The sequence below is a fragment of the Actinomadura sp. WMMB 499 genome (assembly GCF_008824145.1).
Classification (GTDB): domain Bacteria; phylum Actinomycetota; class Actinomycetes; order Streptosporangiales; family Streptosporangiaceae; genus Spirillospora.
The window spans coordinates 8,104,083-8,129,460 of the sequence record NZ_CP044407.1; the positions used below are offsets into that span (position 1 = coordinate 8,104,083).

The following is a 25,378-nucleotide window of genomic DNA, read 5'->3' on the forward strand; positions in this document are numbered from 1 at the left end:
CGGGGCCTCCTCCATGACGCGACCCAAGGCCGTCCTGATCGGGGCGCCGGGCTCGGGCAAGACGACGATCGGGACGGCGCTCGCCGAGCGGCTCGGGGTGGCGCTGCGCGACACCGACGCCGACGCCGAGGCGGCGGCCGGCAAGCCGATCGGCGAGATCTTCATCGACGACGGCGAGGAGCGGTTCCGGGAGCTGGAGCGCGCGGCCGTCGCGGCGGCGCTGGCCGAGCACGACGGCGTCCTCGCGCTCGGCGGCGGCGCCGTCCTGGCCGCGCAGACGCGGGAGCTGCTCGCCGGGCACACGGTCGTCTACCTGCGGGTCGGTCTCGGCGAGGCGGTGAAGCGGGTCGGGCTGGCGGCGGCGCGGCCGCTGCTGGTGCTGAACCCGCGCAGCCAGATGCGCAAGCTGCTGGAGGAGCGGCTCCCGATCTACGAGCGGCTCGGGACGCTGCACGTCGACACCGACGGCCGGGAGCCCGCCGAGATCGTCGAGGAGATCGTGAAGGCGCTGGGGGCGGACGCGTGATCGAGCCGGCGCGGGTCCGCGTCGAAGGCGCCGACCCCTATGACGTCGTGATCGGGACGGGCGTGCTGTCCGAGCTGCCGGGTCTGGTCGGCGACCGTGTCCGGACGGTCGCGGTGGTGCACGCCGAGGGCCTGCCGGAGATCGCGCGGCCGGTGTGCGAGGCGCTGGAGAAGGCCGGGTACGCGGTGCACCCGCTGCCGGTGCCGGACGGCGAGGCGGCCAAGGAAGCCGGGGTCCTCGCCGGGCTGTGGTCGTCGTTCGCGCGGCTCGGCATGACCCGGACGGACGTGGTCGTCGGCGTCGGCGGCGGCGCGACCACCGACCTCGCCGGGTTCGCCGCCGCGTCGTGGCTGCGCGGCGTCCGGTGCGTGCTGGTGCCCACGACGCTGCTGGGCATGGTGGACGCGGCGGTCGGCGGCAAGACCGGCATCAACATCGCCGAGGGCAAGAACCTCGTGGGCGCGTTCCACCCGCCCGCCGGGGTGCTGTGCGACCTCGCGACGCTGGTGACGATGCCGCACGAGGACTACATCAGCGGCCTCGCCGAGATCGTCAAGGCCGGGTTCATCGCCGACCCCGCCATCCTCGACCTGGTGGAGGCCGACCCGCCCGGCGCCGCGTCCCCGGCCGGGCCGCACACCCGCGAGCTCGTCGAACGGGCCGTCCGGGTGAAGGCCGAGGTCGTCGGGGCGGACCTGAAGGAGTCCGGGTTGCGGGAGATCCTCAACTACGGCCACACGCTCGCGCACGCGATCGAGAAGGCCGAGGACTACCGCTTCCGGCACGGCCACGCCGTCGCGATCGGCATGGTGTACGCGGCGGAACTGGCGCGCCTCGCCGGCCGGCTGGACGTCGCGGACGTCGCGCGGCACCGGTCCGTGCTGACGTCGGTGGGGCTGCCGGTGGCGTACGCGGCGGACGCGTGGCCGGGGCTGCGCGCCACGATGACGATCGACAAGAAGTCGCGCGGCGCCACGCTGCGCTTCGTCGTGCTGGACGGCGTCGCGAAGCCCGGCCGGCTGGAGGGCCCGGACGAGGAGCTGCTCGCCGCCGCCTACCGGGAGGTCGCCCGATGACGCGGGTGCTGGTGCTGAACGGGCCCAACCTCGGGCGTCTCGGGACGCGCGAGCCCGACGTGTACGGCGCGACCACGTTCGAGGGCCTGGCCGCGCTGTGCCGCGACGCCGGGCGGCGGCTCGACCTGGACGTCGACGTCCGGCAGACCGACGACGAGGCGGAGCTGATCCGCTGGGTGCACGAGGCCGCCGACGAGCGGCTGCCGGTCGTGCTGAACCCGGCGGCGTTCACGCACTACTCCTACGCGCTGCGCGACGCCCTCGCGCAGCGGACGGCGCCGCTGGTGGAGGTGCACATCTCCAACCCGGCGGCCCGGGAGGAGTTCCGGCACACCTCCGTCGTGGCGGCCGTCGCGACCGGCACGATCGCCGGATTCGGGACGTTCTCGTACGTACTGGCTCTGCAAGCGATCGTGGAACTCCTCGCCGAGGACTCCTCCGAGCGGGGCTGACGCGGGATCAGGCCCCCTCGGCGGCCGCGCGGGTCATGGCCTTGAGCTCGGCGACGACGTCGTCGAGCGGACGGACGTCGCGGTGGGCGCGGCACAGGACGGTCGCGCCCTCGACGGCGGCGACGATCAGCCGGGCGAGGCTCGCCGCGCGCCCGTCCGGGACGCCCGCGTTGCCGAGCCCGGTGGCGAGGGTGTCCTCCCAGCGGCCGAAGACGGCCGCGGTCGCGGCGGTGAGCTGCGGCGCGTCGTCGTGGCATTCCACGGTGACGGCCAGGACCGGGCAGCCGGCCCGGAAGCCGCTGCGGATCAGCACCTGCCGCCACCAGCCGACGAAGGCGTCCACGGCGGACGCCGCGTCACCGCCCTCGGTGGCCGCGACGATCCCGGCGTTGAGGAACTCCCCGGCGTAGCGGACGGCCTCCTCGGCGAGCTGCGCCTTGCCCTCGGGGAAGTGGTGGTAGATCGATCCGCGCGGCGCGCCGCTGTGCGCGATGACGTCGCGGAATCCCGTGCCGCTGTAGCCGCGCTCGCGGAACAGGTAGGCGGCGCTGCGGACCATGCGCTCCCGGCTGTCGGACCCCATGCAGCGATTATGACATTCATCATAAGCTCTTCGCGTTGACCATGACGATCGTCATAGGAAATCGTCTGTATGTCGAACGTCATACTTGGCCGTAGGATGCGGGGACGTTGTTACCGGCCGGTAGCCCCGGATCCGGGCAGGGAGACAAGGAGACCCTCGTGATCGACCTCCAGCGTGACGGTGACGTGTTCGTCCTGCGGCTCGACGCCGGGGAGAACCGGTTCGGCCCCGACTTCCTCGGCGCGGTCGAGGGTGCGCTGGACACCGTCGCGAAGGCGGACGGGCCGCGCGCGCTCGTCACCGTCGGGACCGGCAAGTTCTTCTCCAACGGCCTCGACCTGGAATGGCTCGGCGCCAACGGCGACAGGTTCGAGGAGTACCTCGGCCGCGTCAACGGGCTGTACGCGCGGCTGCTCGAGCTGCCCGCGCCGACGGTCGCGGCGGTCAACGGGCACGCGTTCGCCGGCGGCGGGATGCTCGCGCTCGCGCACGACTTCGCCGTCATGCGCGCCGACCGCGGGTACTTCTGCCTGCCCGAGGTCGACCTCGGGATGAGCTTCACGCCCGGGATGAACGCGCTGATCACCGCCCGGTTGTCGGCGGCAACCGCGCACGAGGCGATGATCACCGGCCGCCGGTACACCGCCGAGCAGGCGATCGCCGCCGGGATCGTGCGGAGCGCGGCGGCCGAGGCGGAGGTGCTGCCCGCGGCCGTCGAGCTGGCGGCGTCCCTCGCGGGCAAGGACGGGAAGACCGTCGGGAAGATCCGCCGCGACATGTACCGTGCGACGCTCGCGGCGCTGCACGGGCCCGCGCTCGGCTGAGCGGCCGTCCCGGCCACCCCGGCACTGGGCGGGCGGAAGGCGGCGGGCTAGGTTGTGTTCGACTGGAATCGGATTCGGTAATTCGGGAACACGGGAAGGGGTGCCGATGCGCATCGGGATGGCCCTCAACTACGCGGGCGGTTTCAAAGAGACCGTCGAAGAGCTCGCCGACTACGAGAAGGCCGGGCTCGACATCGTCTACGTCGCCGAGGCCTACAGCTTCGACGCGGTCAGCCAGATGGGATTCATCGCCGCCAAGACCGAGCGGCTGGAGATCGCGTCCGGCATCCTCAACATCTACTCCCGCACGCCCACCGCGCTCGCGCAGACCGCGGCGGGCCTGGACTACGTCTCCGGCGGGCGGTTCACGCTCGGCATCGGCGCGTCCGGCCCGCAGGTCATCGAGGGCTTCCACGGTGTCCCCTACACCGCCCCGCTCGGCCGGACCCGGGAGATCATCGAGATCTGCCGCAAGGTCTGGCGGCGCGAGCGGCTCCAGCACGAGGGCAAGCACTACCAGCTGCCGTTGCCGGAGGGCCGGGGCACCGGCCTCGGCAAGCCGCTCAAGCTGATCAACCACCCGGTGCGGGAGAGCATCCCGATCATGGTGGCCGCGATCGGCCCGAAGAACGTCGAGCTGACCGCCGAGATCGCCAACGGCTGGGAGCCGATCTTCTACATGCCGGAGAAGGCCGCCGACGTGTGGGGCGGGTCCCTCGCCGCGGGCAAGGCCAAGCGCGACCCGTCCCTCGGCGACCTCGACGTCGTCGCGCAGGCCACGCTCGCGATCGGCGACGACGTCCAGGGCTACCTGGAGTTCGGCCGCCCGATGGCCGCGCTGTACATCGGCGGCATGGGCGCCAAGGGCAAGAACTTCTACAACGACCTCGCCCGCCGCTACGGCTTCGAGAAGGAGGCCGAGGAGATCCAGGACCTCTACCTGGACGGCAAGAAGGACGAGGCCGCCGCGAAGGTCCCGCAGGAACTGCTCGAGAAGATGTCGCTGATCGGCACCGAGGGCCACGTCCGCGAGCGGCTCGCCGCGATCAAGGAGTCCGGCGTCACCACCCTGAACGTCGCGCCGATCGCGGGCGACCACAAGGGCCGCCTCGCCCTGATCGAGAAGGTCCGGGAGATGGTCGCCGACGTGTGACGGACTCCCCCGGGGGCGCGGACGCGTCGCGCGCCCGCGCCCCGGGGACGTCCCCGGCCGGCGATGCTCTACAGTCCTGCCTATGGGGGAGACGCACACCGGACGTCGCCGCCGCCTGGCCGAACTCGCCGCCGCGCACGGCGCGGACGCGATGCTGGTCACCCGGCTCGTCAACGTCCGCTACCTGACCGGGCTCGCCAGCTCCAACGCCGCCGTGCTCGTCCCGGCGGGCGCGCCCGCCGTGCTGGCCACCGACAACCGGTACGCCGGGACGGCCGAGCGGATCGCCCCCGAGCTGCCGCTGGTCCGGGAGCGCAAGACGGCCGCCGCGCTCGTCGCGCGGGCTGCCGCGGACGGGCACGCTCGGCTCGGCTTCGAACCCCACGCCGTCACCGTCGAGCAGCACGCCACGCTGGACGAGCAGGCCCGCGCGGCCGGGATCGAGCTCGTGGCGGTGCACGGCCGCCCCGTCGAGGAACTGCGCCGGGTCAAGGACGAGGAGGAGATCGACCTCCTTCGGGAGGCCTGCGCGATCACCTGCCGCGCCTTCGACGCCGTGCTGCCCGCGATCGCGCCCGGCCGCACCGAACGGGAGATCGCCATCGCCCTCGAGCGCGCCATGGTCGACCTCGGCGCCGAGGGCCCCGCGTTCGCCTCGATCGTCGCGTCCGGTCCCAACGGGGCCGTCCCGCACCACCGCCCCGGCGACCGCGGGCTCGCGCGCGGCGACCTGCTCACCATGGACTTCGGCGCCCGCTACGGCGGCTACCACGCCGACATGACCCGCACCGTCGCGATCGGCGAGCCGGCCGGCTGGCAGCGCGACCTGTACGACCTCGTGCACCGCGCCCAGCGCGCCGGGATCGGCGCCGCCCGTCCGGGCGCCGAGACCAAGGCCGTGGACGCCGCCGCCCGCGACGTCGTCAAGGCGGCCGGGCACGGCGACGACTTCACCCACGGGCTCGGGCACGGCGTGGGCCTGGAGATCCACGAGGCGCCGCTCATGGGGTACGACGAGACCGGTAAGCTGATGGACCGAGTTCCGATCACCGCAGAGCCGGGGGTCTACCTCGCGGGCCGCGGCGGGGTCCGCATCGAGGACACGTTGGTGGTCCGTGCGGACGGCCCGGAGCTCCTCACGACGACGACCAAGGACCTGCTCGTTCTCTAGCGAGTCTTCGAGCGCGGGTCCGCGACCGGGAGAACTACGCAGTGGCGACGACGAACGACCTGAAGAACGGCATGACGCTGAACCTCGACGGCGGACTGTGGACCGTCCTGGAATTCCAGCACGTCAAGCCCGGCAAGGGCGGCGCGTTCGTCCGCACCAAGCTCAAGAACGTGCTGTCGGGCAAGGTCGTGGACAAGACCTTCAACGCCGGCACCAAGGTCGAGGTGGCCAGCGTCGACAAGCGGGAGATGCAGTACCTCTACCGCGAGGGCGACGACTTCGTGTTCATGGACACCGAGACCTACGAGCAGCCGCAGATCCCCGGCGCCGTGGTCGGCACCGCCGCGAACTACCTGCTCCCCGAGCAGAACGCGGTCATCGCCTTCAACAACGAGAACCCCCTGTACGTCGAGCTGCCCGCCGCCGTCGTGCTGCAGATCACCGAGACCGAGCCGGGCCTGCAGGGCGACCGCTCCACCGGCGGCAGCAAGCCCGCCACGCTGGAGACCGGCGCCCAGATCCAGGTCCCGCTGTTCATCACCACCGGCGAGAAGGTCAAGGTCGACACCCGCTCCGGCGACTACCTCGGCCGCGGCTGACGTCCGCCGGCGAGCGGAGCGAGAGCGAGACACATGAGCGCGCGCACCAAGGCGCGGAAGCTGGCGCTGGACATCCTGTTCGCGGCCGAACTCCGCGAGGAGGAGCCGACGGCGGTGCTGGCCGCCCGCGGCCGTCCCAACCAGGACGAGCTGGCGGAGTACCCGCACGCCGTGCGGCTGATCGAGGGCGTCCAGGAGCGCCGCGAGCGGATCGACGAGCTGCTCGCCACCTACGCCACCGGGTGGACGCTGGAGCGGATGCCCGTCGTCGACCGCAACATTCTGCGGATGGGCGTCTTCGAGCTGCTGTGGGTGGACGACGTCCCGGACGGCGTGGCGGTCAGCGAGGCCGTCGGGCTGGCCACCGAGCTGTCCACGGACGAGTCGCCGCGGTTCGTCAACGGGCTGCTGTCGCGCCTGCAGCAGCTGAAGCCGTCCCTGGCGATCTAGGCCGGAGCGATCCGGGCCGGGGCGATCGGGTCCGGCGGCGGTCCGGGCCCGCGTCCCCGGCCCCCCGCGAGCCCGCGGACGGCTAGGGTGGGGTGCGATGAGCGACGTTAAGGGAGTGTCCGTGTCCGGCCGGCAACCGAAGCGGGCACGGGGCGGCGGGCGCGTGCGCAACGCCGTGCTGTGGGAGGCGCTGCGCGCGGTCCTGGAGCGGATCACACCGGAGGCCGGGGCGAGCGACATCGTCGACGTCGGCGGCGGCACCGGCGGCTTCGCGGTGCCGCTCGCCGAACTCGGCCACCGGGTCACCGTCGTCGACGCCAACCCCGACTCGCTCGCCGCGCTCGAGCGCCGCGCCGCCGAGGCGGGGGTGCGGGTCCGCGCCGTCCAGGGCGACGCCGTCGACCTGCCCGACCTGCTCGGACCGGCCGCGGCCGACCTCGTGCTGTGCCACAGCGTGCTGGAGTACGTGGACGACCCCGCGGCGGCGATGGCCGCGCTCACCGCGACCGTCCGTCCCGGCGGGTCGGTCAGCCTGCTGGCGGCCGGGCAGCTGGCCGCCGCGCTGTCCCGCGCGGTCGGCGGGCACTTCGACGACGCGCGGCGGGTGCTCATGGACGTGGCCGGACGGTGGGGCGACGCCGACCGGACGCCCCGCCGGTTCACCCGCGAGACGCTGACGGCGCTCGCGCAGGGCGCGGGCCTGCGGGTCGCCGAGCTGCACGGCGTCCGGATCTTCGCCGACCTGGTGCCGGGCGGGATCTCCGACGGCGACAGCGACTCCGCCGAGGCGCTGCTCGCGCTCGAGTCCGTCGCGGCCGTCCATCCGGTCCTGCGCGACCTGGCCGCCCAGCTGCACCTGGTCGCCGACCGGCCGGCGGCCTGAGCCGTCCCGTGAGCCGCCCGGTGAGCCGTCCTGTGAGCAGCGTCCGTGGGCCGCGTCCGTGAGCCGCAAGCAGCAGCTCCACCGGCCGGGCCCGCAGCCGGGCCCGCCCGCCGACGACACCGGCTGCGCGATCCTGCACGTCGACATGGACGCGTTCTTCGTCAGCGTCGAGCTGCTGGAGCGCCCCGAACTGCGCGGCCGTCCGGTGATCGTGGGCGGCGCGGGCGCGCGGGGGGTCGTGTCGGCGGCGTCCTACGAGGCGCGCGAGTACGGCGTCCACTCGGCGATGCCGATGACGCGCGCGCGGCGGCTGTGCCCGCGCGCGGTCGTCCTGCCGGTGAGCCACGGCAAGTACTCCCGCGTGTCGGCGTCGGTGTTCGAGCTGTTCCGCTCGATCACGCCGCTGGTGGAACCGCTGTCGCTGGACGAGGCGTTCCTGGACGTCGCGGGCGCCGTGCGGCGGCTCGGCCGGCCCGCGGAGATCGCCCGGAGCATCCGCGAGCAGGTCCGCGCCCAGCAGGGCATCACCTGCTCGGTGGGCGTGGCGAGCACCAAGTTCGTGGCCAAGCTCGCCTCCACCCGCTGCAAGCCCGACGGGCTGCTCGTCGTGCCCGCCGGCGGCGCCGTCGAGTTCCTGCATCCGCTGCCTGTGGCGTCCCTGTGGGGCGTGGGGGAGCGGACCGAGCAGGCGCTGGCCCGGCTCGGCCTGCGGACGGTCGGGCAGCTCGCCCAGGTGCCCGTCGCGACGCTCCAGCGGGAGCTGGGCAACGCGCTGGGCGCGCACCTGCACGAGCTGGCGTGGGGCCGCGACCCGCGCGACGTCGTCGCGCACACGCCCGACAAGAGCATCGGCGCCGAGGAGACGTTCGAGACCGACGTCGACGATCCCGAGGTGATCCGCCGGGAACTGCTGCGGCTGTCCGAGCGGGTCGGCGAGCGGCTCCGCGCGGGCGGGAACGCGGGACGCACCGTGAGCGTCAAACTGCGGATGGCGAACTTCAAGACGATCACCCGGGCACGGACCCTCGCCGAACCCACCGATCTCGCTCGTGTGATCTATATCACAGCGTGCGAGCTCTATGAGGGGGCGGGGCTGGAACGGGTACGTCTCCGACTGGTCGGGGTGCGGGTGGAGAACCTGGGCCCCGCCGGCGAGGCCCCCCGTCAGCTCGCCCTCGACGAACCGGAGAGCGGTTGGCGTGAGGCCGAGCGAGCCATGGACCAGGTCGCACACCGGTTCGGCCGCGGCGCGGTCCGCCCCGCCGCGCTCGTCCGGCGTGCGGAGGACGGTGACGGACGTGACGGTGGTGACGGGAGACGATGAAAGAACACGGTGAAGTGTCCGAACAGCCCCGTACGGCGGGCCGTTCGCTTTCGTCCGCCCGCCAGTGCTCGTATTCTGGGCATATCACCGTTGACGTTCCCGTCCTGCACCGGATACCCCGTCGCGGGGCTGTCGTTGGGAGGCGCCGTGCCGCTGTCTGAGCACGAGCAGCGCATGCTCGAACAGATCGAGCAGCAGCTGTACGCCGAGGATCCGAAATTCGCGCACGCGGTCCGCTCGACCAACCCGCAGGTCCACTACAAGCGGCGGGTCGTCAAGTCGGCCGTCGGTTTCGTGGTGGGCGTCGGAGTGCTGATGGCCGGGCTCGTGATCAACGCGGGCGCGGTCACCATCGCGATCAGCGTGACCGGGTTCCTGCTCATGCTGGCCTCCTCCTTGTGGGCCCTCACGAGCTGGAAGCGGATGGCCGGCATCGGCGAGGAACCCGCGCCACAGGGCGGTCAGGGGCGGCAGGGCCGCCAGGGCCGGCAAGGGCGGCAGGGACGCGCGGAGCGCCAGGACCGGCCGAAGGGGACCTTCATGGAGCGCATGGAGGAACGCTGGCGCCGCCGCACCGAAGGCGACGTCTGATCTCCCACCGGAGAACTTCCGGCCGCGACTCACCGAACCCGGGCGGTGCCGCCGCCCGGGTTCGGCGTGGCGCTAGCCGCGCCTGACCCGCTCGCCCAGCGCCCGCAGCCGCGCGACCGGACCGTCCGGCCGGTCCGCCAGCGCGGTCACCCGGTCGCCCGCCGACCGCAGCGTCCCGCGCGCCTCCGCCAGGGTGGACGGCGGCAGCAGCCGGGCCCGCAGCCGCGCCCGCCGCCCCGCCGCCGCCGCGACCGCCTCCCGCACCGTCCGGACGTCCGCGCGCAGCCGCTCCGGCGGCTCCGCCGACCGGCGCCGCGAGTACCGCGCCAGCTCCTCGGCCCGGGCGATCCGGCGCAGCGCCTGGGTTCCCGCCGGGTCCAGCTCCAGCAGCTCCCCGAGCCGCCGTGCCGCCGCGCGCGGCGAGTCCCCCGCGCGCCACTCCAGCCCGTGGTCCAGCGCGTCCGCGCGGAGTTCCCGCCATGCCGCGTGCGCCGCCGTCGCCGGGTCCCGCCGGTCCGCCTCACCCGGCGCGGCGGGCCGCCCCCCGGACGGTCCGGGCGGACCGTCGCCCGCGCTGTCGTCCGGTCCCGTCCCGTTCCCGGTGAGCGCCGCCCACCGGCGCCGCCGCGCGATCACCCGGGCCACCGCCGGGACCGCCAGGGCCAGCAGCGCGACCAGGCCGCCCGCCAGCCACGGTGCCGCCCGGAAGCCGTCGTCCGCCGCCTCCTGCCCCGCCGCGGCGTCGCCGGGGTTCCCCGCCCCCGGGTCCTGCCGGGGGTTCTGCGGCGCCGCCGACTCCTCGGCCGCCGAGGACCCCGAGTCCTCGGCGGAGGACGAGTCCGAGCCCGTCCCCACGCCGCTGGAGGTCTCCGGCGTGCTGTAGGACGGCGCGGTGGCCGTGCCCTGCCCCTGGATCCCCGAGGGGGTCGGCTCGAACCGCACCCACCCCGAACCCGGGAAGTACAGCTCCGGCCACGCGTGCGCGTCGCGCGACCGCACCGTCCACTCGTCCGGGCCGGTCTGCACCCCGGCGGTGTACCCCATCGCCACCCGCGCGGGGATCCCCAGGATCCGCGCCATCAGCGCCATCGACGCGGCGAACTGCTCGCAGTACCCGCGCTTGCTGTGCAGCAGGAAGTCGACCAGGTCGCTGCGCCGCTTCGGCGCGGGGGCGGACAGGTCATAGGCGTACCCGCCGGTCTCGGTGAACCACCGCTGCAGCAGGACGGCCTGGTCGTGCGCGGTCGACGCGCCCGCGGCGACGTTGCGGGTCAGCGTCCGGACCTCGTCGGGGATGCCGCGCGGCAGTTCGGTGTAGCGGCGGACGATCCGCGCCGAATAGCCGTCCGAGTCCTCCAGCTCGTCGCCGCTCGGCTGCGGGATCCGGCTCTGGACGGTGTAGGTGCGGCCGCTCGCCGAGTCGCGCAGCGAGTACACCATCAGCGACTCGGGATCCGCCCGCCAGTCGCCGTCGATCGCCACCCGCTCCGGCGCGTAGGGCAGCGGGAGGAAGGACATGTCGCGCACCTCCTCGCGGACCGACACCTGCGTCGTCACGCGGCGGGACGCGCCGGTCGTCAGGCCCGGCGGGTCCGGCAGCGGCTCGCCCTCCCGCAGCCGGTCGGTGTCCCGGGTGCTCATCGGGCTGTAGGTCCACCGGTCGCCGTCGAACCGGTCGAGCGCGTACAGGCGCAGGTAGCCCGGCCCGATCGGATCCTCGGTGCGGTAGGTCAGCACCGTGGAGTCGTCCAGCCGGGTCAGCTCCCGCTTCAGGCTGACCAGCGGATCCGGCGTCGTCACCGTCCGGGTGTCGCCGCCCGACCCGCCGCGCAGGTCGAGGATGCCGCGCTCCTGCAGGCCGGGCACCGCCGTCGGGAGCAGCACCGCGACGGCCACCGCGCCCAGCGCGATCCGGCGCCCGCCCGACGTCGCCGCCGCCGCGAGCGACGCCGGCAGCGCCGCGTCCGCCGCCTCGGCGTCCGCCGGGTCCCGCGGCGCCGACCAGCGCCGCCGCGCCACCAGCGGCCCCCAGCCGCCGACCTGCTCGCGGGAGTCGGCCATCAGCAGGGCGAGGAAGCCCAGCGCGCCCACCGCGAACGGCAGCCAGCCGATGCCGTCGTCCCGCACCGCCGCCGGCACGCTGTACATGGCCAGCAGCGGCAGCCCGGCGGGCGCCGCCCGGCGCAGCCCCACCGCCAGGAAGTCGACCAGCACCGCGACCAGGCCGATGCCCGCGGCCGTCAGCAGCCCGATCCCGGGCAGCACCGGCACCGGCGCCGCGTACCGGTTCGCCGATGCCCAGCCGCCGTCGGCCAGGTCGAGCAGGCGGCCCAGCGACTCGGGCGTCGGGACCACGCCCAGCAGCGACTCCGGCCCCGCGTACACCAGGTTCAGGCACAGCAGGAGTGCGAGCAGGGTGGCGAGCGGTTGCAGCGCGGCGGGCAGCCGCAGCCGCCGGGCGATCAGCCCGCCCGCCGCCACCGCGAGCACCGCGCCGAGGCCCGCCGCGAACCAGCCCGCCGTCTCGAACAGCGGGTACAGCCCCACCGCGCCGGCGAGCGTCGCCAGCGCGGCCGTCATCGTCATCCGCAGCCTCATGACCCGCCCTCGTGTGAGTCGGCCTCGTGTGAGTCGGCCTCGTGTGAGTCGGCCTCGTGTGAGTCGGCCTCGTGTGAGTCGGCCTCGTGTGAGTCGGCCTCGTCTGGATCGGCCTCGTCTGGATCGGCCTCGTACCGGCCGGCTTGTATCGGTCGGCCCATGCTCGTCGGCCCCATGCTCGTCGGCCCGCCGTCAGCCCGTGCGGGCGGGATCCTCGCCGGCCCGCCCCCACGCCTCGGCCAGCTCCGCGGCCGTCCGCACCGTCACCACTCGCCAGCCGCCCGCGCGCAGCAGGTCCGCCGCCCGCCGCGACGCCGGGACGTCCGCGGCGGCGCCCGCGGCGGCCTCGTCCGCACGCCCGTCGCCGACCAGCACCGCCACGCGGGTGGCGCCGCGCCAGCGCGCCGCCACGGTGCCGGCGTCCTCGGCGGACAGCGCCCCGAACACCGCGATCACCAGTCCGCCGCGCTCCCCGCCGCCCGGACCCGCCGCGAGCGCCTCCACGGGCAGCGCGCTCCCCGTGGACCTGCGCACCACGGCAAGCGAGTCCAGCAGCAGCCCCTCGAACGCGCCGTCCGCGGACGCCGCCGGCAGTTCCTCGCCGCCGTCGGTCACGTACCGCAGCCGCATCCCCGTCCGGACCAGGTGGACGCCGATCGACGCCGTCACCGACACCGCCCGTTCGAAGGTGCCGCCCGGCCCGTCGCCCAGGTGCGCCTTGCGGCGGGTGTCCAGGAACAGCGTCCCGCTGCTCTGCCAGTGCTGCTCCTCGCGCCGCACCATCAGCTCGCCGCGCCGCGCCGTGGACCGCCAGTGCACGCGGCGCAGATCGTCCCCGTGCCGGTAGTCGCGCGGCGCCACGTCGTCCTCGCCCGCCGCCGCGACCGCGCGGGCGAGGCTGTCGCCGCCGCCCGTCCACGCGCCCGACAGGCGGCCCGGACGCAGCGGCACCACCTCCGGGGTCACGGTGAGGGAGTCGGCGGCGCTGAAGGAGCGCACCAGCTCCACCATCCCGAACGGGTCGGTGAGCCGGACCGTCAGCGGCCCGACCCGGTACCGGCCCCGGACGTCCGAACGGACCCGGTACCGCAGCTCACGCGCTCCCTGCGGCTCGATCCGGTCGATGAGGAAGCGGGCCCGCCCGCCGAGCGCGTACGGGATCCGGTCCTCGACCATCAGCAGCCCGCTCGGCAGCCGCGACACGTTCTCCAGCCGCAGGTCGATCCGGGACTCCCGGCCCACCGGCAGCCGCGCCGGCGCCAGCCGCCGCGCGCACGCCAGCCGGTACCGGGTGCGCGCCACCGCGAGGGTGCACAGCAGCGGCAGCACCAGGACGAGCACGCCGGCGCGCAGCAGGTCCCGCTCGCCGAGTACGAACGCGCACGTGATCGCGGTCGCGCCCGCGGCGACGAACGACCGCCCGCGCGTGGTGAGGCCGGCCAGCGCTCTGCGCACCGCTCACCTCCCGGGGGCGGGGACCGGCAGGCGGCGCACCAGGTCGGCGACCACGTGCTCGGACCGCCGACCGTCCACCTGCGCCTCCGTGGTCGTCAGCATCCGGTGCGCCAGTACGGGGACGGCCAGTTCCTGGACATCGTCGGGGATCACGTAGTCGCGGTCGTCCAGTGCCGCGTACGCCCGCGCCGCCTTCACCAGCTGCAGCGTGGCGCGCGGGGACGCGCCCAGCCGCAGCTCCGGGTGCGACCGGGTCGCGGAGATGAGGTCGATCACGTACTGCCGGACGTCCGGGGAGACCTCGATGCCCCGCACCACCTCGATCAGCTCGCGGACGTCGGAGGCGTGCGCCACCGGGACGAGCCGGTCCAGCGGGGACGAACTGCCGTGCACGTCCAGCATCTCCAACTCCGCGGACGGGGCGGGGTACCCCATCGAGATGCGGGCGGTGAACCGGTCGCGCTGCGCCTCCGGCAGCGGGTAGGTGCCCTCCATCTCGATCGGGTTCTGCGTGGAGATCACCATGAACGGGGGTTCCAGCGCGTACGTGGAGCCGTCGACCGTGACCTGCCGCTCCTCCATGCACTCCAGCAGCGCCGACTGCGTCTTCGGGGAGGCCCGGTTGATCTCGTCGCCGACCACGATGTTGGCGAACACCGGGCCCGGCTTGAACTCGAACTCGCGCAGCTCCTGGTTGTAGGCGCTGACCCCCGTGATGTCGCTGGGCAGCAGGTCGGGCGTGAACTGCACGCGCCGGACCGAGCAGTCCACCGACCGGGCGAGGGCCTTGGCGAGCATCGTCTTGCCGACCCCGGGCACGTCCTCGATGAGCAGGTGTCCCTCCGCCAGCAGGACCGTGAGCGCGAGCCGCACCGCCGCCGGCTTGCCCTCGATCACCGATTCCACGGCGCCCCTGATCCGGCCCGCGACCTTCGCCAGGCCCTCCAGCCCGGGACCGGGCTCCGCGCGGGCCGGTTCGCCGCGCGCGGCGGAGCGGGGGGATTCGCCGTGCGTTCCTACTGCCACCAAACCTCCTCAGCCGTCCGGCCGCGCGGGTGCCCGGCAGGACCGGTGGGCCCCGGCAGGGCCCGTCCCCGGAAAACGCGGCCCCGCATGCCGCGGGCCGGTGCCGCGCTCCAACGCGCCACCCCAACAGACAGTACGTCGTCACGATCGTCGTCGCGATGTTCACGGGGCACGTGAGTCCGGTGCGTGTTGATCTGGACGGGTTCACAGTGTGATGTCCGAAGGGCCGCCGGGCGCCCGTCCCGCGCCCGTCCGCCGTCCGGCGCGCGGGCGCCCCTCGCGCCCCCCACTCCGCACCACCCGTCCTGACCTGCGCTTTCTCTGACGATCTTGTTTCGTCGAAGCGGTTTTCGTTGTTGACGGTGGGGAAGAGTGGAGTAGAGTGGGGCGCCGTGGGGGACGGTAGCGTCCCTTGCGGCGCGGGAGGTGGGCCGGTGTTCCTCGGCACCCACTCACCGCGCCTCGACGACAAGGGACGGCTGTTCCTGCCGGCGAAGTATCGCGAGGAGCTGTCGGGGGGATTGGTGATCACGAAGGGCCAGGAACGCTGCCTGTACGTCTTCCCCATGGCGGAGTTCCAGCGCATCACCGAGGCTCTGCGCGCCGCGCCGGTCACCGAGAAGGCGGTACGGGCCTACAGCCGCGTCTTCTTCGCCAGCGCGTCCGATGAGATCCCCGACAAGCAGGGTCGCATCACCATCCCGCAGCCGCTGCGCACTTACGCGGGTCTCTCCAAGGAGTGCACCGTGATCGGGGCGAACACCCGCCTCGAGATCTGGGACGCCAAGGCCTGGGAGACCTACCTCGAGCAGGAGGAGCAGGCCTTCTCCGACGTCTCGGAGGAGGTGTTGCCAGGGATCCTCTGAGTAGAACGACTCGTCGGTCCGACGACCGGCACTGGCCCGCGTTCGGCCAGGTCTCCAGCCGCTCTCCAGCCATCTGGCGCAGCTTCCCCGGTGCCAGGCGGCGACCCCCGCTTAGTCGCGGTGAACTTCCTCCAGGGCAGCGGATGGGGACCTGGCCGGGCGAGGCCGCCGCCGGGGGGCGGACACGGTCCGGACCGGCGATGCTGCACAGAACCGCGAGCGAGTGGCAGCGCATGGGGGGTTGGAACATGGACGTGGGCGACCACGCGGCCGACGCCGGTCACGTACCGGTCATGCTCGGTCGCGTCCTGGAACTGGCGGCCCCCGCGATCGAGGCCGTCCCCCGCGACGAGACCCCCGTCCACATCGACGCCACCCTGGGCATGGGCGGCCACGCCGAGGCGATGCTCCGGGCCCACCCGCGGCTGCGCCTCATCGGCCTGGACCGCGACACCAGCGCGCTGGAGCGGTCCGCCCGGCGCCTCGCCCCCTTCGGGGACCGGGCCGTCCTCGAGCACGCCGTCTACGACGAGATTCCGCGCGTGCTGCGCCGCCACGGCGTCCGCGCCGCGCACAGCGTCCTGTTCGACCTCGGCGTCTCCTCCCCGCAGCTCGACGAGGCCGACCGCGGCTTCGCCTACTCCTACGACGCCCCCCTCGACATGCGCATGGACCGCACCCAGCGGCTCACCGCGGCGGGCGTCGTCAACGACTACCCGCCCGCCGAGCTCGCCCGCATCCTGCGCGAGTACGGCGAGGAGCGGTTCGCCCAGCGCATCGCGGCCGCGATCGTCCGCGAGCGCGAGCGCGAACCCCTGGAGACGACCCGGCGGCTCGCCGACCTCGTGCGCACCGCGATCCCGGCCGCGACCCGCCGCACCGGCGGCAACCCGGCCAAGCGCACCTTCCAGGCGCTGCGCATCGAGGTGAACGGCGAACTGGAAACCTGGCGCCGGGCGCTGCCCGCCGCCCTGGACGCGCTCCCGGTCGGCGGCCGGGTCGTCGTCCTCAGCTACCACTCCCTCGAGGACCGCATCACCAAGCAGGTCCTCGCCGCGCAGGCGGCCGACACCACCCCGCCGGACCTGCCGGTCCCGCTGCCCCAGCACGAGCCGCGATTCCGGCTGCTCACCCGCGGGGCCGAGCTGCCGTCCGACGAGGAGACCACCACCAACCCGCGGGCCGGATCGGTGCGGATGCGCGCCGCCGAGCGGGTCCGGGAGGCGACATGACGACCACCAGCAGACGCCCGCCGCGCACGCCGCCGAAGAAGAAGGCGCCGGGCCGGAAACCGCCGAAGCCGCGGGGCGAGGCGCCCGCGGGCACGGCGGAGCCCGAGACCGCGGTGAAGACCGCGGCGAAGCGCACGTCGCCGCCCGGGAACGCACCGAAGGCGAAGGCCGCACCGAAGGCGAAGGCCGCACCGAAGGCGAAGGCCGCACCGAAGGCGAAGGCCGCACCGAAGGCGAAGCCTGCGGCCGAGAGCGTCCCCAGAGCCAAGGCCGCGGCCAAGGCGGCGCAGGCGCCGCCGCGGACGCCGTTCATCCTGCTCATCGTCGGACTGCTCGGCGGCGCCCTGGTCAGCCTGCTGCTGCTCAACACCGTCCTGGCGGAGGACGCCTTCACCCTCACCCGGCTCCAGCAGAGCACCGAACGGCTCGAGGAGCGGCAGCAGGAACTCGAACTGCAGAACGCCCAGGAGGGCTCGCCGGAGAAGATCGCGGAACGCGCCGAGAGCCTCGGCATGAAGGAGAACGAGGTCCCGGTCTTCTTCGACACCGACACCGGGCGCCCCAGCGGCGGCGACATCCGTCCCGTGCCGCACGCGGACGCCGCGGCGGCCGGGGCCGCGAGCGTCATCGGCGTGCCCGGCACGGTGGTCCCCGGCGACGGGGCCGCGCGGTGACCCAGCGGCCGGGACGCGGGGCCGCCGGGCCGTCGCCCGGCCGCCGCGGCCCGCAGGGGCGCGCGTCCCGGGGCTCGGCGGGACGGGACGACAAGAGCGGCCCGGGCGCGGCGCGCGCGTCCGGGCGCGCCGACGGGACGGGCGGGCGCGGCGGCACGCGCCGCCCGGCCCGCGGCGGCACGACTCCCGCACCCCGCTCGTCCGACCCCGCCAAGCCGTCCGGCGGGACCGGCGCCGGGAAGCCGAACGGGACGCAGGGCTCGGGCAAGCCGCGCCCCGCCAAGACGGCGGCCAAGACGGCGGCCAAGACCGGATCGGCCAAGACGGGATCGGCCAAGACCGGATCGGCGAAGAACGCCTCCGCGAAGAAGGCCTCCGCCAAAGCGGCCGCGCCCCGGAGCGGCTCCGCGAAGAAAGGCTCGGGCACGGCCGCCGGGAGGCGCATCCCCGTCGCGTCGCCGCAGGGCCGTGCGCCCGCCCGGCCCCGCGACGACGCCCGCGGGGTCGGCGGACGGCCGCGCCGGCGGCGGACCGGCGGCGGTTCGGGCCCGCCGCGGGGACCGCGGCGGCACCGCGGCGTGTTCGACCGCCGCGACCCGCTCAAACGACTCAACATCGGGCTCCTCGCCGTGGCGTTCGTGCTGTCGCTGTTCGCCGGGCGCCTCGTCCAGCTCCAGACCATCGACGACGACCGGTACGCGGAGCTGGCGCTGCGGCAGCGCGTGCAGGAGATCGACCTGCCCGCCCTGCGCGGCGACATCACCGACGCCAAGGGCAACCCGTTCGCCATGACGGTCGAGGCCCGGTCGGTGTTCGTGGACCCGTCGATCATCGAGCCGGAGAAGCGGCAGGAGATCGTCAACGCGCTGGCGCCCACGCTCGGGCTCAATCCGGCCAACGTGATGAAGGCGGTCAGCAAGCCCGACACCCAGTTCGTATATCTGGCGCACGGGGTCCGGCCGGAGAAGGCGCGCATGATCAACGACTGGGGTTTCGCCGGGATCGGAACTTTGCCGGAGTATCGCCGGGAGTATCCCAACGGTTCACTGGCCGCGAGCGTCATAGGTTTCGTGAACGACTCCGGCAAGGGCGCGGCCGGGCTGGAGGCCGCGATGGACGGCGTGCTCGCGGGCCGCGACGGCCGGCAGCGCGTCGAACTCAGCCTCGAGGGCCAGCACATCCCGATGGGCGAGGACCAGAAGCAGGACCCGGTCCCCGGCAAGGGCGTCCGCCTCACCCTGCTCCAGGACCTGCAGTACAAGGCGCAGCAGGCCATCACCGAGCAGGTCGCGGCCAGCAGGGCCGAGAGCGGCAGCGCCATCGTCATGGACCCGCGCACCGGCGAGATCCTCGCGATGGCGTCCGCGCCCGGGTTCGACCCGAACGAGTACGCGAAGTCGAATCCCGCCGTATGGGGGAGCCCGCTCGTCCAGGACGCCTTCGAGCCCGGCAGCACCGGGAAGGTCGCGACGGCCGCGGCCGTCCTGGAGCACGGCGGCGTCACCCCGCACACCCCGTTCGTCGTCCCCGACCGGATCGGCCGCCACGACCGCGTGTTCAACGACTCGCACCCGCACCCGACCGAGCGGCTCACGTTCGCCGGGGTGCTCGCCGAGTCCAGCAACGTCGGCACCATCCTGGCCAGCGAGCGCATCACCGAGGAGCGGCTCTACAAGACGCTGCGGGAGTTCGGGTTCGGGGAGAAGACCGGGCTGAACCTGCCCGGCGAGACCGCTGGCAGCCTCCGGACGCCCGACCGATGGTCCGGGGTCGACCGGTACACGATCGCGTTCGGGCAGGGCCTCTCGGTGAACGCCGTGCAGATGGCGAGCGTCTACGCGACGATCGCCAACGGCGGCGTGCGGGTCCAGCCGAGCCTCGTCGCCGGGACGGTCGACGAGAACGACGAGTTCGACGCGGCGGCCGAGCCCGCCAGCAGGCGGGTGGTCGGCGCCGACACGGCACGGCAGATCAGCGACATGCTGGAGGGCGTCACCACCGCCGAGGGAACCGCGCCCAAGGCGCAGATCGAGGGGTACCGGGTCGCCGGCAAGACCGGCACGGCCGAGCGGGTCAACCCCGAGTGCGGCTGTTACAAGGGCGGCGGCTACGTGGCGTCCTTCGCCGGGTTCGCCCCGGCCGACGACCCGCGGCTCGTCGTTCAGGTCGTCCTGGAGAACCCCAGGCGCGGCAGCCACTATGGTGGCGACGTCGCGGCCCCGGTCTTCCGGGACGTGATGAGCTTCGCGCTGCAGACCCAGAAGATCCCGCCGACGGGAAGCGAACCGCCGACGATCCGGACCCACGCGCGGAACTGATCGCGGCGAGTACCCTTCCTCGCCGTGAGGCCGGCGCCGAACCCGTCGCCGGCGCCGCGGCAGTCCCGTTCCGATTCCACCGAAAGTCACGTCATGCGTCCGACCACCAATCCGGCCCGCTCGCTGAGCGGGCTAGCGGAACTCTTCGGGATCGAGGCCGGTGACCTGCCCCGGGAACTCGCGCGGACGTCCGCCACCGGGATCACGCACGATTCCCGCGCCGTCCGCCCCGGCGACGTCTACGCGGCGCTGCCCGGCACGCGCGCGCACGGCGCCCAGTTCGCCGCGCAGGCCGCGCGGGCCGGGGCCGTCGCCGTCCTCACCGACCCGGCCGGGCACGAGCGGGCCGCCGCGAGCGGCCTGCCGGTCCTGGTCGTCCCGGACGTCCGGGCGCGGCTCGGCGACGCGGCGTCCTGGGTGTACGGGGAGCCCGGCCGCGACATCACGCTCGTCGGCGTCACCGGCACCAGCGGCAAGACCACGACGGTGTTCCTCGCCGAGGCGGGGATGCGCGCCGCCGGTCTCGAGACGGGCCTGGTCGGCGGCGTCGAGATCCGCGCGGGCCGCGACACGGTGCCGAGCGCGCTGACCACGCCGGAGGCCACCGACCTGCACGGCCTGCTCGCGATGATGCGCGAGCGCGGCGTCGGCGCCGCCGCGATGGAGGTGTCCAGCCACGCGCTCGTCCAGGGGCGGGTCGGCGGCGCCGTCTACGAGGTCGCGGTGTTCACGAACCTGTCCCAGGACCACCTGGACTACCACCCGACCATGCAGGACTACTTCCTCGCGAAGGCCCGGCTGTTCACCCCGGAGTACTCCCGCGTCGGCGTGGTCAACCTCGACGACCACTACGGCCGCGAGCTGCTGGAGATCGCCACCGTCCCGACCACGACGTTCTCCGCGTCGGGCGACCCGGGCGCCGACTGGCGCGCCGAGGACGTGCGGCTCGGCGCGGACGGCGCGACGTTCCGCGTGGTCGGCCCCGGCGGCGTCGAGGCCGACGCGAGCGTGCGGCTCCCCGGCCCGTTCAACGTCGCCAACGCGCTCGCCGCGATCGTCGCGCTGGTGGAGGCCGGGATCACCCTGCAGGCCGCCGTGCACGGCGTCGCGGCGTGTCCGGGCGTCCCCGGGCGGCTGGAGCGGGTCGACGAGGGGCAGGACTTCGTCGCCCTCGTCGACTACTCGCACAAGCCCGGCGCGGTGGAGGCCGTGCTGAACGCGCTGCGCCCGGTGACCGAGGGACGGCTCGCGCTGGTGCTGGGCTGCGGCGGCGACCGCGACCGCGGCAAGCGGCCGCTGATGGGCGAGGCCGCGCTGCGGCTGTCCGACATGGCGTATTTCACGAACGACAACCCGCGGTCGGAAGATCCGCTCGCGATCCTCACCGCTATGGTCGAGGGCGGGCTCAAGGTGCCGCAGCCGCAGCGGGCGCACGTCGTGGTGGAACCCGACCGTGCCGCCGCCATCGCGCTGGCCGTCGGCCGGGCCCGTCGCGGCGACGTCCTGGTCATCGCGGGCAAAGGGCACGAGCAGGGCCAGAACGTGGCCGGCGAGGTGCATCCGTTCGACGACCGCGAGGTCGTCCGCGCGGCGCTTCGGCGCCACCTGGGTGAGACGAGAGGGGCGGGGACGCAGGCGTGATCCCACTTCCGCTGTCGACGATCGCGGAGATCACGGAGGGGACCGTGCACGGCGGGCCCCCGGACGCCGTGGTGCGCGGTCCCGTGATCGTCGACTCCCGTGCCGCCGAGCCGGGCGCGCTGTTCGCGGCGCTGCCGGGCGAGCGGGCCGACGGGCACGACTTCGCCCCCGCCGCGCTCGCGGCCGGGGCCGCCGGGGTGCTCGCGCAGCGCCCCGTGGACGGGCCCGCCGTGCTGGTCCGCGACGTGCAGGAGGCGCTCGGGCGGCTCGCCCGCGGCGTGCTGGAGCGGTTGCCGGACACCACCGTCGCGGCCGTCACCGGGTCGGCCGGCAAGACCTCCACCAAGGACCTCATCGCGCAGGTCGTGGGCCGTGCCGGGCCGACGGTGTTCCCGCCGGGGTCCTTCAACAACGAGATCGGGCTCCCGCTGACCGTGCTGCGCGCCGACGCCGGCACCCGGCACCTGGTGCTGGAGATGGGCGCCCGCGGCGTCGGCCACATCGCCTACCTCACCGGCATCGCGCGGCCCGACGTCGGCGTCGTCCTCAACGTCGGGACGGCGCACGTCGGCGAGTTCGGCGGCCGCGACATGATCGCCAAGGCCAAGGGCGAGATGGTGGAGGCCCTGGCGCCCGGCGGCACCGCGGTCCTCAACGCCGACGACCCGCTCGTCAGCGCGATGGCGTCCCGCACCGTCGCGACCGTCGTCACGTTCGGGCGGTCCGCGGACGCGACCGTCCGGGCCGCGGACGAGGCGCTGGACGAGCGGGGCCGCGCCCGGTTCACGCTCGTCACCCCCGAGGGGGCGGCACCGGTGGCACTGCGCCTGCACGGCTCCCACGCCGTCCCCAACGCGCTCGCCGCCGCCGCGGCCGCCCGCGCCGCCGGGATCGCGCCCGCCGACGCGGCGGCGGCGCTGTCGGAGGCCGAGCCGGTGAGCCGCTGGCGGATGGAGGTCACCGAGACGGCCGGCGGCGTCACCGTCGTCAACGACGCCTACAACGCCAACCCGGACTCGACGCGCGCCGCGGTCGACGTGCTCGTCCACATGGCCCGCGGCCGCCGCGCATGGGCCGTCCTCGGCGAAATGGCCGAACTGGGCGACTCGTCCGTGGCGGAACATGCCAAGATCGGGGAGCATGTCGCCCGCAGCGGCGTCGCCGGCCTCATCGTCGTCGGCGCGAACGCCGCGGCGATGGCCGAAGGGGCCGCGCGGGCGACGTCATGGACGGGAGAGTGCGTGCAGGTGGATGACGTCGGCGCGGCGGTGGCCGCGCTCAGCGAGCGGCTCGCGCCGCGGGACGTCGTGCTGGTGAAGGGATCGCGGGTGGCGGGCCTGGAACGGGTGGCCGAGGGCGTCCTGACCGCCGGGAGCGGGACGGGCCGGACGGCCGCCGCGCCCGGCGGCCCGGGTGACGCGGAGGCCGCCCGATGACCGACATCATGATCGCCGCCGGGGTGGCGCTCGTCTTCGTGGCGCTCGGCACCCCGGTGTGGATCAGGATCGTCAACCGGCTCGGCTACGGCCAGATGATCCGCGACGACGGGCCCGAGGCCCACCTCACCAAGCGCGGCACCCCCTCGATGGGCGGCACCGTCTTCATCGTGGGGTCGCTCGTCGGGTACGCGGTGTCCCACCTGATCACCGGGAACGCCCCCACGGTCTCCGGGATCCTGGCGCTGTTCCTGATGACCGGGCTCGGGCTGGTCGGGTTCGTCGACGACTACATCAAGGTGTTCAAGCAGCGCAGCCTCGGCCTGCGCAGCGGCGCCAAGATGATCGGGATCATCCTGGTCGGGGTCGTGTTCGCGGTCGCGGCCCTGCGGTTCCCCAACGGCTACGACATCACCCCCGCCTCCGCCCACCTCTCCTTCCTGCGCGACTTCGGCCCCTCGATCGGCCCCTACTTCTTCGTGCTGTGGGCACTGCTGCTGATCGCGGCGATGTCCAACGGCGTCAACCTCACCGACGGGCTGGACGGCCTCGCCGCCGGGCCCGCCGGCATGGTGCTGGCCGCCTACGTGGTCATCGGCAACTGGCAGCTGCGCAACAGCTGCTCGGCCGCCCTCGCCCCCAACTGCTACAGCGTCCGCGACCCCCTGGACCTCGCGGTCGTCGCCGCCGCCGTGCTCGGCGGCGTGTTCGGCTTCCTCTGGTGGAACGCCCCCCCGGCCAAGATCTTCATGGGCGACACCGGCTCGCTCGCCCTCGGCGGCGTGCTGGTGGCCCTCGCCATCCTGACCCGCACCCAGCTGCTGCTCGCGGTCCTCTGCGGGCTCATCGTGATGATCACCCTGTCGGTGATCATCCAGGTCGGCGGGTTCAAGATGACCGGGAAACGCGTGTTCAAGATGGCGCCGCTGCAGCATCACTTCGAGCTGTCCGGATGGGCCGAGACCACGATCGTCGTGCGCTTCTGGCTCATGTCCGCCCTGTTCGTCGGGATCGGCATCGGCCTGTTCTACCTGGAGTGGATGCCGAAGTGACGAACGGTCCCTGGGACGGCCGGGCGGTGTGCGTCGCCGGGCTGGGCGTGTCCGGACGCGCCGCCGCGCGCGTGCTCGCCGAGCGCGGCGCCCGCGTCACCGCCGTGGAGGCCCGCGACGACGCGGACCGGCGGACGCTCGCCGCCGAGCTGGAGGCCCTCGGGGTCGCGGTCCGGCTCGGCGACGGCGACGCCCTGCCCGACGGCGTCGAGCTGGTCGTGACCTCGCCGGGCTGGCGCCCGGACGCCCCGCTGCTCGCCGCCGCGGCCGCCGCCGGGATCGAGATCATCGGCGAGGTCGAGCTGGCGTGGCGGCTGCGGCCCGCCGAGGGCGCCGCGCCCTGGTTGGCGATCACGGGGACGGACGGCAAGACCACCGTCGTGCGGATGCTCGCGTGCATGCTCACCGCCGCCGGGCACGACGCCCTCGCCGTCGGCAACGTCGGCACCCCGATCGTCGAGGCCGTCGCCGAGAAGCACGACGTCCTGGCCGTGGAGCTGTCGAGCTACCAGCTGCACTGGTCGAGCTCGCTCGCCCCGGCCGCGGCCGCCGTCCTCAACATCGCGCCCGACCACCTCGACTGGCACGGCTCCATGGAGGCCTACGTCGAGGCCAAGGGCAAGATCTACGCGCCAGGCGGCGTCGCCGTCCACAACGCCGACGACCCCACCTCCACGGCGCTCGCCGAGAAGGCCGCGGGCGCCGCGCGGCGCGTCGGGTTCACCCTGCGGGTGCCGCGCCCCGGGGAGCTGGGCGTGGTCGAGGAGCTGCTCGTCGACCGGGCGTACACCGCCGACCCCGCGACCGAGGCCGCCGAGCTGGCCGCGCTCGCGGACGTCCGCCCGTTCGCGCCGCACAACGTCGCCAACGCGCTCGCGGCGGCCGCCCTCGCCCGCGCGTACGGGGTGCCGCCCGAGGCGGTCCGGGACGGCCTGCGCGCGTTCGTCCCCGACCCGCACCGCATCCAGCACGTCGCCGACGTCGGCGGCGTCGCCTACGTCAACGACTCCAAGGCCACCCAGCCGCACGCCGCCGCGGCGTCCCTGGCCGCCTACGAGCCGGTCGTGTGGATCGCGGGCGGTCTGCTGAAGGGCCTGGACGTCGACGACCTGGTGCGATCGTCGGCCGCGCGGCTGCGCGGGGTCGTGCTCATGGGCCGCGACCGGCACCGGATCGCCGAGGCGCTCTCGCGACACGCGCCGGATGTCCCGGTGGTGGACGTCGCCGACACCGACACTGGGGCCATGGAACGCGTCGTCAACGAAGCCGCCGGGCTCGCCCGCCCCGGCGACACCGTGCTGCTCGCCCCCGTCGGAGCCTCCTTCGACATGTTCGCCAACTACCCGGCCCGCGGCGACGCGTTCATCGCGGCCGTCGAGCGCCTCGCCGCCGGCGGGTCCGCCGCCGCCCGGCCGGGGGACGGCCCCCGGAGCGCCCGGTAGGGCGCG

At 74.4% G+C, this 25,378-nt stretch carries 23 protein-coding genes; 19 read left to right on the forward strand and 4 right to left on the reverse strand.

What is annotated here, in order from left to right:
* The first annotated feature begins 13 nt into the window (after positions 1-13).
* Genes F7P10_RS36925 through aroQ form a run of 3 tightly spaced genes read left to right on the forward strand, consistent with a single transcriptional unit; the run spans position 14 to position 2,054 of the window.
* On the forward strand, positions 14-526 hold the full coding sequence (locus F7P10_RS36925) for a shikimate kinase (RefSeq protein ID WP_151016685.1): 513 nt from the start codon (positions 14-16) through the stop codon (positions 524-526).
* Positions 526-1,602: a 3-dehydroquinate synthase gene (aroB, locus tag F7P10_RS36930; protein WP_151018530.1), complete on the forward strand. Its 1,077-nt coding sequence runs from the start codon at positions 526-528 to the stop codon at positions 1,600-1,602. The genes F7P10_RS36925 and aroB overlap by 1 nt, the downstream gene beginning before the upstream one ends.
* Entirely contained in the window at positions 1,599-2,054 is a 456-nt protein-coding gene (gene aroQ, locus F7P10_RS36935) for a type II 3-dehydroquinate dehydratase (protein ID WP_151016686.1), read from the forward strand. The genes aroB and aroQ overlap by 4 nt, the downstream gene beginning before the upstream one ends.
* Positions 2,055-2,061: 7 nt before the next feature.
* Here aroQ and F7P10_RS36940 read toward each other — a convergent pair whose 3' ends face one another.
* Entirely contained in the window at positions 2,062-2,637 is a 576-nt protein-coding gene (locus F7P10_RS36940; protein ID WP_151016687.1) for a TetR/AcrR family transcriptional regulator, read from the reverse strand.
* A gap of 158 nt (positions 2,638-2,795) precedes the next feature.
* Here F7P10_RS36940 and F7P10_RS36945 point away from each other — a divergent pair, with 158 nt between their 5' ends.
* From F7P10_RS36945 to F7P10_RS36980, 8 genes are all read left to right on the forward strand, one after another.
* On the forward strand, positions 2,796-3,461 hold the full coding sequence (locus tag F7P10_RS36945) for an enoyl-CoA hydratase-related protein (RefSeq protein WP_151016688.1): 666 nt from the start codon (positions 2,796-2,798) through the stop codon (positions 3,459-3,461).
* Positions 3,462-3,567: 106 nt separating this feature from the next.
* A complete protein-coding gene (locus F7P10_RS36950; protein WP_151016689.1) occupies positions 3,568-4,614 on the forward strand; it encodes an LLM class F420-dependent oxidoreductase in 1,047 nt (348 codons plus the stop codon).
* An 82-nt stretch (positions 4,615-4,696) separates the two neighbouring features.
* Positions 4,697-5,785: a Xaa-Pro peptidase family protein gene (locus F7P10_RS36955; protein WP_151016690.1), complete on the forward strand. Its 1,089-nt coding sequence runs from the start codon at positions 4,697-4,699 to the stop codon at positions 5,783-5,785.
* A gap of 41 nt (positions 5,786-5,826) precedes the next feature.
* Positions 5,827-6,384, forward strand: coding sequence for an elongation factor P (efp, locus tag F7P10_RS36960; protein ID WP_151016691.1), 558 nt, complete (start codon positions 5,827-5,829; stop codon positions 6,382-6,384).
* A gap of 33 nt (positions 6,385-6,417) precedes the next feature.
* Complete coding sequence (gene nusB / locus F7P10_RS36965) at positions 6,418-6,834, forward strand: transcription antitermination factor NusB (protein WP_151016692.1); 417 nt, start codon at positions 6,418-6,420, stop codon at positions 6,832-6,834.
* A 115-nt stretch (positions 6,835-6,949) separates the two neighbouring features.
* On the forward strand, positions 6,950-7,717 hold the full coding sequence (locus F7P10_RS36970; protein ID WP_254716841.1) for a bifunctional 2-polyprenyl-6-hydroxyphenol methylase/3-demethylubiquinol 3-O-methyltransferase UbiG: 768 nt from the start codon (positions 6,950-6,952) through the stop codon (positions 7,715-7,717).
* Between the two features lie 58 nt (positions 7,718-7,775).
* A complete protein-coding gene (locus tag F7P10_RS36975) occupies positions 7,776-9,041 on the forward strand; it encodes a DNA polymerase IV (protein WP_151016694.1) in 1,266 nt (421 codons plus the stop codon).
* Positions 9,042-9,188: 147 nt separating this feature from the next.
* Complete coding sequence (locus F7P10_RS36980; RefSeq protein ID WP_151016695.1) at positions 9,189-9,632, forward strand: DUF3040 domain-containing protein; 444 nt, start codon at positions 9,189-9,191, stop codon at positions 9,630-9,632.
* 72 nt (positions 9,633-9,704) lie between these two features.
* On the opposite strand, the gene F7P10_RS36985 is transcribed toward F7P10_RS36980, so the two are convergent.
* From F7P10_RS36985 to F7P10_RS36995, 3 genes are all read right to left on the reverse strand, one after another.
* Positions 9,705-12,230 (reverse strand): DUF3488 and transglutaminase-like domain-containing protein, encoded by a 2,526-nt coding sequence (locus tag F7P10_RS36985; protein WP_254716216.1) that lies wholly within the window; start codon positions 12,228-12,230, stop codon positions 9,705-9,707.
* A 192-nt stretch (positions 12,231-12,422) separates the two neighbouring features.
* Entirely contained in the window at positions 12,423-13,685 is a 1,263-nt protein-coding gene (locus F7P10_RS36990; RefSeq protein WP_151016696.1) for a DUF58 domain-containing protein, read from the reverse strand.
* Between the two features lie 3 nt (positions 13,686-13,688).
* Positions 13,689-14,633, reverse strand: coding sequence for a MoxR family ATPase (locus F7P10_RS36995; protein WP_151018532.1), 945 nt, complete (start codon positions 14,631-14,633; stop codon positions 13,689-13,691).
* Between the two features lie 512 nt (positions 14,634-15,145).
* Between F7P10_RS36995 and mraZ the strand changes: the two genes are divergently transcribed.
* From mraZ to murD, 8 genes are all read left to right on the forward strand, one after another.
* Positions 15,146-15,577: a division/cell wall cluster transcriptional repressor MraZ gene (gene mraZ, locus F7P10_RS37000; RefSeq protein ID WP_151016697.1), complete on the forward strand. Its 432-nt coding sequence runs from the start codon at positions 15,146-15,148 to the stop codon at positions 15,575-15,577.
* A 233-nt stretch (positions 15,578-15,810) separates the two neighbouring features.
* On the forward strand, positions 15,811-16,809 hold the full coding sequence (gene rsmH / locus F7P10_RS37005; RefSeq protein WP_151018533.1) for a 16S rRNA (cytosine(1402)-N(4))-methyltransferase RsmH: 999 nt from the start codon (positions 15,811-15,813) through the stop codon (positions 16,807-16,809).
* Entirely contained in the window at positions 16,806-17,483 is a 678-nt protein-coding gene (locus tag F7P10_RS37010) for a hypothetical protein (RefSeq protein ID WP_151016698.1), read from the forward strand. The genes rsmH and F7P10_RS37010 overlap by 4 nt, the downstream gene beginning before the upstream one ends.
* A complete protein-coding gene (locus F7P10_RS37015; RefSeq protein WP_151016699.1) occupies positions 17,480-19,801 on the forward strand; it encodes a penicillin-binding protein 2 in 2,322 nt (773 codons plus the stop codon). The genes F7P10_RS37010 and F7P10_RS37015 overlap by 4 nt, the downstream gene beginning before the upstream one ends.
* Before the next feature lie 93 nt (positions 19,802-19,894).
* The gene (locus F7P10_RS37020) at positions 19,895-21,442 is read left to right on the forward strand and encodes a UDP-N-acetylmuramoyl-L-alanyl-D-glutamate--2,6-diaminopimelate ligase (protein WP_151016700.1); all 1,548 of its coding nucleotides are present in this window, start codon (positions 19,895-19,897) and stop codon (positions 21,440-21,442) included.
* Positions 21,439-22,878, forward strand: coding sequence for a UDP-N-acetylmuramoyl-tripeptide--D-alanyl-D-alanine ligase (gene murF, locus F7P10_RS37025; RefSeq protein WP_151016701.1), 1,440 nt, complete (start codon positions 21,439-21,441; stop codon positions 22,876-22,878). The genes F7P10_RS37020 and murF overlap by 4 nt, the downstream gene beginning before the upstream one ends.
* Complete coding sequence (mraY, locus tag F7P10_RS37030) at positions 22,875-23,930, forward strand: phospho-N-acetylmuramoyl-pentapeptide-transferase (RefSeq protein ID WP_151016702.1); 1,056 nt, start codon at positions 22,875-22,877, stop codon at positions 23,928-23,930. Before murF ends, mraY begins: the two co-directional genes overlap by 4 nt.
* A complete protein-coding gene (murD, locus tag F7P10_RS37035) occupies positions 23,927-25,372 on the forward strand; it encodes a UDP-N-acetylmuramoyl-L-alanine--D-glutamate ligase (protein WP_254716217.1) in 1,446 nt (481 codons plus the stop codon). The genes mraY and murD overlap by 4 nt, the downstream gene beginning before the upstream one ends.
* Positions 25,373-25,378: the final 6 nt, after the last annotated feature.

Excerpts from the sequence above, each read along its gene's own strand:
- F7P10_RS36925 (WP_151016685.1), top strand. The coding sequence starts at position 14 with ATGACGCGACCCAAGGCCGTCCTGATCGGGGCGCCGGGCTCGGGCAAG.
- aroQ (WP_151016686.1), top strand. The coding sequence starts at position 1,599 with ATGACGCGGGTGCTGGTGCTGAACGGGCCCAACCTCGGGCGTCTCGGG.
- F7P10_RS36940 (WP_151016687.1), bottom strand. The coding sequence starts at position 2,637 with ATGGGGTCCGACAGCCGGGAGCGCATGGTCCGCAGCGCCGCCTACCTG.
- F7P10_RS36950 (WP_151016689.1), top strand. The coding sequence starts at position 3,568 with ATGCGCATCGGGATGGCCCTCAACTACGCGGGCGGTTTCAAAGAGACC.
- F7P10_RS36955 (WP_151016690.1), top strand. The coding sequence starts at position 4,697 with ATGGGGGAGACGCACACCGGACGTCGCCGCCGCCTGGCCGAACTCGCC.
- nusB (WP_151016692.1), top strand. The coding sequence starts at position 6,418 with ATGAGCGCGCGCACCAAGGCGCGGAAGCTGGCGCTGGACATCCTGTTC.
- F7P10_RS36985 (WP_254716216.1), bottom strand. The coding sequence starts at position 12,230 with ATGAGGCTGCGGATGACGATGACGGCCGCGCTGGCGACGCTCGCCGGC.
- rsmH (WP_151018533.1), top strand. The coding sequence starts at position 15,811 with ATGGGGGGTTGGAACATGGACGTGGGCGACCACGCGGCCGACGCCGGT.
- F7P10_RS37010 (WP_151016698.1), top strand. The coding sequence starts at position 16,806 with ATGACGACCACCAGCAGACGCCCGCCGCGCACGCCGCCGAAGAAGAAG.
- F7P10_RS37020 (WP_151016700.1), top strand. The coding sequence starts at position 19,895 with ATGCGTCCGACCACCAATCCGGCCCGCTCGCTGAGCGGGCTAGCGGAA.
- mraY (WP_151016702.1), top strand. The coding sequence starts at position 22,875 with ATGACCGACATCATGATCGCCGCCGGGGTGGCGCTCGTCTTCGTGGCG.